The sequence below is a fragment of the Rhodococcus sp. NPDC003322 genome (genome assembly GCF_053589555.1).
Genome location: NZ_JBSFSC010000003.1, coordinates 103232 through 115276, shown reverse-complemented (window position 1 = coordinate 115276; position 12045 = coordinate 103232). Strand labels below are relative to the sequence as shown.

Annotated in this window: 10 protein-coding genes; 3 read left to right on the top strand and 7 right to left on the bottom strand. The window is 67.1% G+C overall.

What is annotated here, in order from left to right; translation table 11 throughout:
- Window positions 1–82: 82 nt before the first annotated feature.
- The 3 genes from ACWDUM_RS12745 (at window position 83) to ACWDUM_RS12735 (ending at window position 2909) form a co-directional block, all read left to right on the top strand.
- Window positions 83–478: a globin gene (locus ACWDUM_RS12745; RefSeq protein WP_450115909.1), complete on the top strand. Its 396-nt coding sequence runs from the start codon at window positions 83–85 to the stop codon at window positions 476–478.
- 95 nt (window positions 479–573) lie between these two features.
- Window positions 574–2169 carry a glycoside hydrolase family 13 protein gene (locus tag ACWDUM_RS12740; protein ID WP_450134725.1) on the top strand — a complete coding sequence of 532 codons (1596 nt, stop codon included), beginning with the start codon at window positions 574–576 and terminating at the stop codon, window positions 2167–2169.
- Between the two features lie 95 nt (window positions 2170–2264).
- Window positions 2265–2909, top strand: a complete 645-nt coding sequence (locus ACWDUM_RS12735; protein WP_450134272.1) for a hypothetical protein — start codon at window positions 2265–2267, stop codon at window positions 2907–2909.
- A 39-nt stretch (window positions 2910–2948) separates the two neighbouring features.
- Here the strand turns inward: ACWDUM_RS12735 and ACWDUM_RS12730 are convergent, their stop codons facing one another.
- The 7 genes from ACWDUM_RS12730 to ACWDUM_RS12700 form a co-directional block, all read right to left on the bottom strand.
- Window positions 2949–5012 carry an FUSC family protein gene (locus ACWDUM_RS12730; RefSeq protein WP_450134271.1) on the bottom strand — a complete coding sequence of 688 codons (2064 nt, stop codon included), beginning with the start codon at window positions 5010–5012 and terminating at the stop codon, window positions 2949–2951.
- Window positions 5013–5104: 92 nt separating this feature from the next.
- The gene (locus ACWDUM_RS12725) at window positions 5105–6481 is read right to left on the bottom strand and encodes a glutamate decarboxylase (protein WP_450115906.1); all 1377 of its coding nucleotides are present in this window, start codon (window positions 6479–6481) and stop codon (window positions 5105–5107) included.
- A gap of 98 nt (window positions 6482–6579) precedes the next feature.
- Window positions 6580–8562, bottom strand: coding sequence for a YhgE/Pip family protein (locus tag ACWDUM_RS12720; RefSeq protein ID WP_450134270.1), 1983 nt, complete (start codon window positions 8560–8562; stop codon window positions 6580–6582).
- 3 nt (window positions 8563–8565) lie between these two features.
- Entirely contained in the window at window positions 8566–9306 is a 741-nt protein-coding gene (locus ACWDUM_RS12715; RefSeq protein ID WP_450134269.1) for an ATP-binding cassette domain-containing protein, read from the bottom strand.
- Between the two features lie 90 nt (window positions 9307–9396).
- The gene (locus ACWDUM_RS12710; protein ID WP_450134268.1) at window positions 9397–10677 is read right to left on the bottom strand and encodes an amidohydrolase family protein; all 1281 of its coding nucleotides are present in this window, start codon (window positions 10675–10677) and stop codon (window positions 9397–9399) included.
- Window positions 10678–10946: 269 nt separating this feature from the next.
- Window positions 10947–11603: a hypothetical protein gene (locus ACWDUM_RS12705; RefSeq protein ID WP_450134267.1), complete on the bottom strand. Its 657-nt coding sequence runs from the start codon at window positions 11601–11603 to the stop codon at window positions 10947–10949.
- Complete coding sequence (locus ACWDUM_RS12700; RefSeq protein WP_450134266.1) at window positions 11596–12021, bottom strand: acyl-CoA thioesterase; 426 nt, start codon at window positions 12019–12021, stop codon at window positions 11596–11598. The genes ACWDUM_RS12705 and ACWDUM_RS12700 overlap by 8 nt, the downstream gene beginning before the upstream one ends.
- Window positions 12022–12045 lie beyond the last annotated feature (24 nt).

The following is a 12045-nucleotide window of genomic DNA, read 5'->3' as shown; positions in this document are numbered from 1 at the left end:
AGGCGACATCGGGCCGCACATCGACGCTCCGCTCCCGGCGCACATCGACGCAGCGCGATCAGCCAGGCACAATGGTGGCGCCATGAGTGATGCCGAGATGAGCTTCTACGACGCGGTCGGTGGAGCCGAGACGTTCCGCAAACTGATCGCCCGCTTCTACGAAGAGGTCGCGAAGGACGAGATCGTCCGCCCTCTCTACCCCGAGGAGGATCTGGGACCGGCCGAGCGCCGGATGCGGATGTTCCTCGAGCAGTACTGGGGTGGTCCGCGCACCTATTCGGAGGAGCGAGGGCATCCGCGCCTGAGGATGCGGCACCACCCGTTCAAGATCGGTCCGCTCGAACGGGACGCCTGGCTGCGCTGCATGCACATCGCGATCGATTCGATCGACGAGCAGACCATGGACGCACCGCACCGGCGCGCGCTCGTCGAGTACATCGACATGGCCGCCGACTCGATGGTGAACTCCCCCGTCTGACTCGCACCGGGCCGGACGGAAATCGGGGTCGCGACGCGCACGCCTACGAGTCGTGGCGGTCGGCGGCGTGTGGCACTGTGACGGACGTGAGCACAGTGGACAACGCTGCGGAGGCGTCGGATCGGGGGGCAGGCGACAGGTGGTGGACGAACGCCGTCTTCTACCAGATCTATCCTCGCTCGTTCTCCGACGGCAACGGTGACGGGGTCGGCGACCTCATCGGGGTCCGGGACCGGCTCGGCTACCTCGAACTGCTCGGTGTCGACGCCCTCTGGCTGAGCCCTGTGATGCGCTCGCCGATGGCCGACCACGGATACGACGTCTCCGATCCGCGCGACATCGATCCGCTGTTCGGCGATCTCGACGTGATGGACGCGCTGATCGCGGAGGCTCACGCCCGCCACATCAAGGTCACCATGGACCTGGTGCCCAATCACACCAGCGACCGGCACCCGTGGTTCGTGGCCGCGCTCGCCGCCCCTCCGGGAAGTCCCGAACGAGGCCGGTACATCTTCCGCGAGGGTCGGGGTGCCAACGGCGACGAACCACCGAACAACTGGCCGTCGATCTTCGGCGGACCGGCCTGGACCCGGGTCACCGAGGCCGACGGCTCTCCCGGCCAGTGGTACCTGCACATCTTCGCCCGCGAGCAGCCCGACCTGAACTGGGACAACCCCGAGGTCGCCGAGGACCTGTACACGACTCTGCGGTTCTGGCTCGACCGCGGCGTCGACGGATTCCGGATCGACGTGGCGCACGGCATGGCGAAGCCGGAGGGCCTGCCGGACCACGACTGGGACCTCAACGAGCTCATGCGCAACGACGACGACGACCCGCGGTTCAACAACCCGGGTGTGCACGAGATCCACCGCGGCATCCGGAAGGTGATGAACGAGTACCCCGACACGATGTCCGTGGGTGAGATCTGGGTCCGCGACAACGAGCGCTTCGGCGAGTACATCCGGCCCGACGAACTGCACCTGGGATTCAACTTCCGGCTCGCCGAGGCCGAGTTCGGCGCCGAACAGGTGCGCGCCGCGATCGACAACTCGCTGGCCGCCGTTGCCGCGGTCGGCGGGACACCGACGTGGACCCTGTCGAACCACGACGTCGAGCGGGAGGTGACCCGGTACGGCGGCGGCGCGGTCGGCTGGGCGCGGGCGCGGGCGATGACCCTGGTGGAGTTCGCACTGCCCGGCGCCGTGTTCGTCTACAACGGCGCCGAACTGGGGCTCCCGAACGTCGACCTTCCCGACGAGGCGCTGCAGGACCCCGTGTGGGAGCGATCCGGGCACACCGAGCGCGGCCGCGACGGTTGCCGTGTCCCGCTCCCCTGGCAGGGCTCGCAGGCGCCGTACGGGTTCACCACCGCCGACTCGAGTTGGCTGCCGATGCCGGCGGACTGGGCGGCGCTGACGGTGGAGGCACAGCTCGAGGACGTCGGCTCGATGCTGTCGCTGTACCGCTCGGCGATCGAACTGCGGGGCCAGCGACCCGAGTTCACCGGGACCGAGATCGACTGGTACGGAAGCCCGCCCGGATGCTTCGCGTTCCGGCGACGTGGTGGGCTGATCTGCGCTCTCAACTCCACCGATGCCCCGATCCCGCTGCCGCCCGGGCAACTACTGCTCGCCAGCGCGCCGCTCGTCGACGGGGCGTTGCCCGGCAACGCGGCCGCCTGGCTGGTCTGACACACGGGGACGCGACGGCAGCGACACGTGGCGATGCGGCACGCCGCACCCACAAATCGGGCAATCCCACCACTGAACCAACTAGAGTGCGCCGCATGCTGATTCACCCGACTCTGCGCATGCAATCGTGGGGATTCATCGTCGGCTCTCTGCTGTTCGCCCTCGGTTCCGCCCCCTGGATCTCCACTGCGATGGGCACAGGGGCCGCCAACACCGCATTCTTCATCGGATCGTGGTTCTTCACCGCCGCCGCGTTCGTTCAGCTGGTGTTGAGCGGTCCTGCGACCACCACGGACCACGGCAAGCCGGCGATTCGAGCCGAGTGGTTGTCCGCAGCAATCCAATTCCTCGGGACGGTGCTGTTCAACATCAGCACGGGAGCTGCGCTGCACGCACACACGATCAAGGGTGAGATGCACCTCGTGTGGAATCCCAATGCCGAGGGATCGGTGGCCTTTCTCGCGAGCAGTGCACTGGCCGTCCTGATTCTGCTGCGGGCCAACCAGATCTGGGAACCGGGCTCGAGGGACTGGCAGAGCGTGTGGTTGAACATGCTCGGGTCGATCGCGTTCGGCATCTCGGCAGCGGGCGCGTTCGTCACCCAGGACGGCACGTCCCTGGACACGGCGCTCGCCGTCGGTGGCACGTTCGTCGGCGCGCTGTGCTTCTTCGCCGCCTCTGCCGTCTGCCTCGGCGAGGACGACCGGCCCGCGGAGGAGTTCGCCGACGCGGTCGAGTGAGGCCCGCCGCCGTCCCGGCCGTCGCGTGCGCACCAATCGCTACTCGACCAGCGCGACGAGTGATCGGTTGATCCGGATCAGCGGTGGAAACAGCGTCGCGACGCACTGATCCGGATCTGCGGACCCGGACCGCCCCACGTGACCGGTCACCGCGGTGTCATCGAGGCGGACCGGGGCCCCGCCCCGGTGTCCGGCGTTGCGTCGGCGCACCAACTCGATGTTTCCCTGCACGTCCCGAATCACCGATTCGAGTGCACGTCCGGCGCCGCAGGCCGGTTCCTGCTGTGGCACCGTGACGGCACCTGCCCTGGCCAACGCGTGCGCCCCCCTGTTCGTTTCGCGCAACCGACGCTCGAACCACGCCACGGACCGTCGGCCTCGCGTCATCGGGTCCTCGATGAGCGGCACCGCCGCGGCCCGCACCGCGGCCAGTCTCGCGTCGAGGGCCCGAGTCGTGGCGACCACCTCCGCGGCAGTGCCCACTCCCTTTGCGGTGCCGGAACACCGGTCGAGGAGATCCGACAACCGAGCCAGGTAGGTGTCGACCGCATCGACGAACACCGCTCGTGAACTGGTTGCCAGCACGAGGAAAGCGGTGGCCACCCCGACCGCCGCGCCCACGGCGGTCTCCTCGATCCGGACCAGCAACAGGTCCACGCTGAACTCCCCCAGCAGGCCGTACAGACCCGCGAGCATCACCGTCATGAAGAACGTCTGCAGCACGTAGTTCACCGCCTTGAGATAGAACGCAAAGAACACGCTCGTCATGACCAGGACGATCTGAAGGCCGGCATGGTGGCCGACGAGCGCCGCCAGCACGACGCCTGCGGTGACCCCGCCGATCGTTCCCGCCACCCGCTCACCCGCGCGGGCGAGCACCTCCCCGCGGGTGCTGGTACCGGTGTAGACGAGGAAGGCCGTGACCACCGCCCAGTACCAATGCCCCGGATTGACGAGGGAACCCGCGACCATCGCGGCCGTCGCCGCGACCGCGACCTGTACGGCCGCACGATCGCTCGCCGACCGGACGGAAGAGTCGCCGCCCTCCGTCCGTGATGCGCGATGCTCACGCGCGGTGTCCGGCGCCACCGGCGTTCGGCGACCCAGCTGCCCCAGCGTCGCATGCGCCTCCACCGCCCGGTAGGCGAGCTGCGCTGCGAATCCCTCCTCGGTATCGGCGTCCACCGACTCGGCCGCGGCCCGCGCTCGTACGAGCGAATCCGAGGCATGTTCCGCGGTCGGGTTCGGGCGCAACACGTCTGCCAGTTCGTCGGCAGCCCGGCTCACACAGGCACCTCTGCGCGGCCAGAGGGAGGCCATGAAGGCGAATGCCTCCTCGGTGGTCACCTGAGCATCGAAGACGGCGCGGGAGAGCTCGGCGCTCTCGACACCCAGGCACGACCTCGTGTCGTTTCGGTCGATCCAGTCCTCGATCATCATCGCCGTGGTCTCCATCCGGTCGAGGGTTCGGCTCGGAGCGGAGCCATCGGAACCTGCACTGCGCCGGATCACGTCCAACCCGGACCGGCTCTCCGCACGCAATGCCTCCAGCAGACTGTTGATCTCGCGAAGTGGGGTCTCCGGAAACACCACGGTGCGCACGAACACGGTGACCGCCACGCCGGTGCAGATGCCCAGACACAACAGCGGCAGTTCGGCGACCGTGGCGTGGAGAACCAGCGCATAGAAGTAGGAGATGTAGACGACCATGCCCGACGCGAGGCCCCGCGGGCCCCATCGCCGGATCCACACCGCGATGAACAGGGCGACGACGAACCCCAGGTCCGCGATCCTGTCGAATCGCGCCAGGAGGGTTGCCACCGTCACCGACACAAGCGCCGGGACGACGAGGAACGCGGTGGTGATCACCCGCTCACGCTGCGTGGAGTCCTTGACGGCCGTGGATGCCTGGATCGCGACGTACGAGCCCAGCAGTACTGCCGGCGTCGTGTGGCCGACCCTGCCGAACAACGCCAGCGCGGCCACCGCCAATCCCAGCGCGGTGACCGTGATCAGTCCGCTGCGCAGTCGCTGGTGGCCGGGGTCGGTGATGCTCAGGTAACGCAGTGCGCGCCGCAGCGGTCCGTCCACGGTCCCGGCCACCTCGACCTCCTTCCGGCACGGAAAAGGGGAGGTACCGGTGCTCAACCGCACCCGCACCTCCCCTGTCCGTCAGCTACGGCCCGGCCACGAACTCAGTGCGCGAATCCCTTCGCGGTGTGCTCGGTACCCTCCTTCAGCCGGGCGACGACATCCCTGATCGCCAGCACCAGCTTGTAGGCCATGTCCCGACTGAAGCCCTCCCGCAACACGATTCGCAGGACCGCGACGTCCTCCGCGTCGGCCGGCATCGTGTAGGCGGGAACCTGGAAGCCACGGGCGCGCAGTTCGTGCGAGATGTCGAACACCGTGTACCCCGGATCGCCGACCACTTCGAACGACAGCACGGGAATCGCGGTGCCGTCCGTGATGACGTGCATGTCGTCCATCTTGGACAGCTCCGCCGAGATCATCAGGGCGGTGTCCCGGAGCGACTCCATGATCTGGGTGTACCCCGCAACACCCAGCCTGATGAAGTTGTAGTACTGGCCCACCACCTGATTACCCGGACGCGAGAAGTTCAGGGTGAAGGTCGGCATGTCACCGCCGAGGTAGTTGACCCGGAAGACCAGGTCCTCCGGCAGGTACTCCTTCGAGCGCCACACGACGAACCCGATACCCGGATAGGTCATGCCGTACTTGTGGCCGCTCACGTTGATCGACACCACCCGGGGAAGGCGGAAGTCCCACTTCAGTTCGGGATGAAGGAAGGGAACCACGAAGCCACCGCTGGCGGCGTCGACGTGGATCGGCACGTCCGGTCCGCCCTTCGCGGCGATCTCGTCGAGGACGTCGGAGATCTCGGCGACCGGCTCGAGTTCACCCGTGAAGGTCGTGCCGAGGATCGCGACCACGCCGATGGTGTTCTCGTCCACGGCCTCCCGCACCTGCTCCGGGGTGATGACGTAGCGGTCCTTCGCCATCGGGAGGTACTTCGGTTCGACGTCGAAGTAGCGGCAGAACTTCTCCCACACGACCTGGACGTTGCTGCCGAGAATGAGATTCGGCCGCGCCGTGTCCTTGCCCGCCGCCTCCCGTGCCGCGCGCCAGCGCCATTTCAGCGCGAGACCGGCGAGCATGACCGCCTCCGAGGAGCCGACCGTGGACACCCCGGTGGCGGACGAGGGATCGGACTCGTCGAGGTCCTCCGCATTGAACAGGGCCGCGACCATGTTCACGCACCGGGTCTCGATCTCCGCGGTCTGCGGGTACTCGTCCTTGTCGATCATGTTCTTGTCGAACGTCTCGGCCATCAGGCGATCGGCCTGCGGATCCATCCAGGTGGTCACGAAGGTCGCCAGGTTCAGTCGCGAGCTTCCGTCGAGCATCAGCTCGTCGTGGATGAACCGGTAGGCGGCTTCCGGATCCGTTTCGGACTTCGGCATGCGAAGCGCCGGCACCGGATCGGTTCCGAGCCGCCCCGTGTACGCCGGGGCGAGGGTTTCTGCCGGAGCTGCAAAGGAATCAGACATCTTCTCTCCAATACTCGGTTCCACAGATCACAGAGGTTGAGGGAAATCTCCGGGCTTCGGTACCGCACACCGCCCGGTCACCGGATGGTTTCTCCTGGTCACACCTCCAGGGGTGGGTAGAGCCGCTCCATGGTGTACTGGCGGTTGCGGCGGACGGAGAGCGCGCTGGCGGTAAGGCTCACTACCAGGATGCCGACCAGTACTGCGATCGCGATCCACAACCGGGAGTCGACGTGCTCACCGATGGTGAGCTGCCGCAACCCGTTGACGGTGTAGGTCATCGGGTCGAACGGGTGGATGTACTGGAACGGCTTGGCGGTCGTCGGCACGGGGTAGATGCCGCCCGCGGAGACCAACTGGAGCATCAGGAAGGCGAGGGTCACCACACGCCCGACCGCGATCCCGAACACTGCGTTGAATGCCTGGATCATCGCCAGGTAGGTCGCGGAGATGAGCATCAGGAACGCGATCGTGCCGAGCACGTGCTTGACGTCGAGCCCGACACCGAAGTGGACGACGGTGTACATGACGATCACCTGCAGGATCCCCACCAGGAGCGCGGGCCAGTACGACGCGAGCACCGTTCGGTACAGGCCCAGCCCACCGACCGTGGGCCGGGACTGCAACGGGGTCAACAGCATCCAGGTGATGATGCCGCCCACGAACAGCGCCAGCGACAGGAAGAACGGCGCGAAACCGGTACCGAAGGTGGGCGCCATGTTCGTGTAGTCCTGCTTGAGGCCGACCGGAGTCGACAGGGTCTCCGCCGTCGCGGTCTTCTGCTCGTCGGTCCAGCTCGGAACCTGTCCGGCCCCCTGCTCGAGCGCGGTGGCGAGCTCGTGCGATCCGGACTGCAGTTCCACCATCCCGGACGCGAGCTGACCGGCACCGCTGGCGAGCTGGTTGCTGCCATCGGTCAACTGGACCATCCCCGAGCTGAGCGTGGCCGCACCGGCGCTGAGTTCGTCCGCACCACTGCGCAACTGCTGAAGATCCGACGCGATCCCACCGTTCTGCAGCATCGCCAGCCCGGATTGCAGCGGGCTGCTCGGGTCCGTGAGCTGGTATTCGACCGCGCGGGCGTCCTCACTGAGGCGGCTGATCTCCGCCTGCAGCTCCCCGGTGTCACCACGCACCTGCTGGGCGGTGAGAGGCGACAGCGCGGCCACGGCCCGCTGCACCAGGGGATCCGAGCTCTGCCTGAGGATGTCGAGTGCTTGCGAGACCGCGGTGGCGGGCGCAGGTGCCGACTCGGGCAGCCGGCTCCCGAGCGCCTCCAACGACTGCCGGAGCTCGGACACCTGGCCGCTGACGTTCGGGACTGCACCACTGCCCAGTGCATTGATCAACGGGGTGGTGGCACCGTCGATCGCCGTCGCGAGTTGAGCTGCGCCACTTGCCAGTTGTGCCGATCCGGATTCCGCGGTGACCATGTTCGTCGCCAGTTCGTTCGCACCCGAACTGAGCTGGTCCGCCCCACTCTTGGCGGTGTCGATCCCGGAGGCCAACTGGTCGGCGCCGTCGGCGGCCTGCTTCAGTCCGGAGCCTGCGCTCTGCAGGCCGGTGAGAACCTGCCCGACGCCCTGCGCACCGATGGTCGAGTTGACCTGGTTGATGACCTGTTCCGAAGCGTCCTGCCCGATGATCGTCGCGAGGTAGTTGTTGGCGTCGTTGAACGTGAAGATCAGCTCCGCCTTCTCCGGGTTGTCCCCGTTCGGCGATTCGACCGCCGCGCTGAAGTTCACGGGCAGGGTGATCGTGTAGTAGTACTTCCCGGATGCCAGGCCCTCGGATGCCTCCTCGTCGGAGACCTCGGCCAGGTCCAGCTGTCCGGACGCGATGAGCGACTTGACCACCTGGTCACCGGCGTCGAGTTGCTGTCCGTCCGCGGTGCGGCCGGTGTCGTTGTTGACGATCGCGGCGGGGATCTTGTCGACCGCGCCGAACGGGTTCCAGAACGCCCACAGGTACATCGCACCGTAGAGCAGCGGCATGAGGATGATCGTGATGATCGCGATCCGCGGCATGGTGCCGCGGAAGTACCGCTTCGAATCACTTCCGAGGGACACTCCTGCCAGCATCGGTCACCTCCCCTCGGTCATGACGCCGATGTCGCCCGCGCCGAGCAACCCGTGCATGTCGACCACCGCCCGCACCCCGGTGCCCGGCGGGAGCGGGTTGACGTCCGCGGTGATCACCGACTGCTTCTCCCCCAGTGCCACAAGACGTTCGAGGAGTCCGAGCCGTTCGTCGTCGTCGGCGATCTTGTCCATGCGCCCGACGACGAGCAACGGTGGGCGGCGGGTGTTCGCCACCGCGATACGCAGCAGCAACTGCTGAATCTCGGGGAGGTCGTCCACGAAGGCGTTCAGCGCCGGCAGCGGCACGTCACCGAACACCTCCGCGCACATTCGCTCCACACCGTCTTCGTGCACCCTGGGAACGAACCGGTACCACGGCGACTGCCACCGCAACTGCTCGGTGACCATGTCACGGACGGTGACCGACGGGCTGACGTCGTCGATTTCGTTCACGCACGCGATGGCGGACTCCGCAAACACCTTCGCGGGTTTGTTCGTGTGGCCCAGCACGGTCAGGGTTCCGCCCGACAGGCGCATTCGGCCGCACAGTGCCATGAGCAGCGCGGTCCGCGCGGCACCGGACTGCGCGGCGAGCACCGTCACCCCACCCTCGTCGATGTCGAGGTCGAGGGGGCCGAACACGTGCCCCCACGGCCCGTCGAGCTCTATTGCCCTCGCGGACGCGAGCGATCCGGGAATCGGTTCCCAGAACTTCTCCGGTTCCGCCGTCGTGGTCTCGACCAACTCACACCTCTCCTCCCGGGCCGTTCGACGAGTCGACGGCGCGCGCGTGACAGTGTTGTTCGGGTTCGATGGATGGCTCGACGAGCCGGGTCAGAGGGTGTTCTTGACGATCTCACCGTTCTTCACGATGACGGCCAGGTTCTTTCCCGGATCCGCAAGCAGGTTCAGGTCCTCCAGCGGGTTGCCGTCGACGAGCAGCAGGTCGGCCCATGCGTCCTTGGCGATGACACCGAACTGCGCCTGCCGGTAGGGGTCACGCTCGCCCGCAAGGCGGAACAGCTCCGCGTTCCCCGAGGTCAGCATCCGCAGTGCATCGAGGTTGCTGTAGTGGTCGCCGAGGCGGGCCGCCATCTCGCTCTGCCTGGCGGCCAACTGCGGCTCGAGGAGAAGATCGGTGCCCCACGCAACCTTCACGCCGTGCTTCTTCGCCCACTGGTACACCTGGTCGGTACCGGTGCAGATCTCCCGGTCCTTCCCGGCCCGGTCGGGATCCGGGTAGTGGTGGTCACCGAGCGCGAACGGCTGCATCGACAGCCACACCTCCCGCTCAGCCAGCATGGTGATGGTCGGCTCGTCGGCGAGGTGGCCATGCTCGATGGACTTGACGCCTGCCTCGACGGCACGGTGGATTCCGGTGACGTTGTAGACGTGCGTGGCGACGTAGGTGCCGTAGTCGGTCGCCGCATTCACCGCCGCCCGCAACTCGGCGGGAGTGAACTGCACCGTGTACAGGGGGTCGTACATCGATGCCGCACCGCCACCGACCATCACCTTGATCTGGGACGCACCCTTCTTCAACTGTTCGCGGACCGAGGCCAGCACCTGCGCCTCACCGTTCGCGACCCGCATGAAGCCGATCTTCTCCGCGCGGGACTCCTCGCCGGCCAGGGCGGTCGGAGTGTCGTAGACGAACCCGAAGTCGCCGTGCCCGCTCGTCTGCGACACCGCGGCCTGTGACGGATAGATCCGCGGCCCCTCGAACTGTCCGCTGTCGATGGCCGACTTGATGCTGCCGGTGTCGCCGGCCATGTCCCGAACCGCGGTGAACCCGCGCAGCAGCATGCGCCTGGCCTCGGCGAGACCGTTGATCGCGATGTGGCTCTCCGAGCCCATGACCATGTCGACGTAGGTATTCGCATTGCCCACGAGATGCACGTGCGCGTCGGACATGCCCGGCATGAGGACCCGTCCGCCGGCGTCGATCACGTGCGTCTCGCGTCCCGGTTCCTCACCGATCGGGGACTCCGAGACCCCCACCACGCGGTCCCCGTCGAGGAGAACGTCCCCGGCGACGAGTTTGTCGGACACACCGTCGAACACCCGAACATCACGAAAAACAACGCGCTGCTTTGCTTTCGAAGAGGTCGTCATGCCAGCGAATAGTAAGCAAAAATCAAAGAAACGTCTCAATGGGATCAAGCGGGTTTCGGAACGTTAGCTTTTCGAGATCAAACATAGGGGAACAGCGAAAATGCACCGAAATACGTTATGGCACAAAACCTAGTTCAATAAAATAGTAGCGATAAACACTATCTTGAATGTGAGTCGAATTCACAGCTATTCAAGGGCAATGCCGCGAATTCCCCAGCCGCGTCGGTGGGGGTGGCAGATTCCGCGACCCGCCCACCGACGCCGTCGTCCTACACCACCGAGAGCGGAATCTCGCCGCCGCGCCTGGCGAAGACCGAGCCGTAACGGGCGTCGAGGCGCAGCCAGGTGCGTGAGGCCCGGACCCGGACCAGCTCGGCCGGATCCACGACCGCCGCCTCGACATCCCCTCCGGGGACGAAACCCATTGCGGTCAAAGCGAACACGGTCCGCATGGTGACACCGACCTGCTCGCCGCCGCCGTCGACGGCGAGCACCTCCTGGTCGAGCAGGGAGGCGGGCGGGCCGTGGCCTCCGTGTTCGGCGGCGACCTGCGTGCCCTGCCGGGCCAGGTCGATCAGCAGGTGCGCGGGCACGTCGTCGACGTGCACGAATCCGTGCTCCGGCGGCAGCGCTCCACGCCACGCCGAGTCCATCGGGAACCCGGGGTCGACCTCCTCCTCCGTGCCCCCGAGCGCGTGCAGCAGTCCGTCGGCGGCGGCGGTGATGTCCCCCGGACGCATCCTGCCGGTCACCACCCGAGCAGCGAGGACGTCGAAACCCGTTGTCGTCCAGGCAACCAGGTGCTCGTCGTCGCGGCGGTGCAGGCGCACGACCGCGGCCTCGTCGAGCCGGACCGCCCGGGCCAGGAACGCAGTCAGGTTCGCGCGCTCTCCCGGCTCGGGAACGATGAGGGCGCGGTCAGCCACGCTGCCAGCGCTCCAGGTACTCGCGCTCGGCGGCGGTGATCCGCCGCAGGCGCTGGGTGTCGATGTCGAACGCCGCGATCTGGGTGGACGCCACGATCGACGGCGCCGAGGCCGGGTCGGCGCCACCGGCACGCACCTCGTACCCGATGGTGAAGTCCACCGCCCGCACCTGGTCGATCCACATCAGCACGTCCAGCGGACCGTCGTCGTGACGCAACTGGCCGCGGTAGCGCACGTGCAGGTCCACGATCACCGCGCCGTCACGCAGCGCCACCGTCGGCAGTCCGTCCTCGAACAGCCACGGGATGCGGGCCTCCTCGAGCAGGGTCACCATCCTGGCGTGGTTGATGTGCTGGAAGACGTCCATGTCGGACCAGCGCACACCCACCTTCGTGTGGAATCCCACCTGCGTGGCCACCGCCCCGTTCGTACCTGCAAGTTC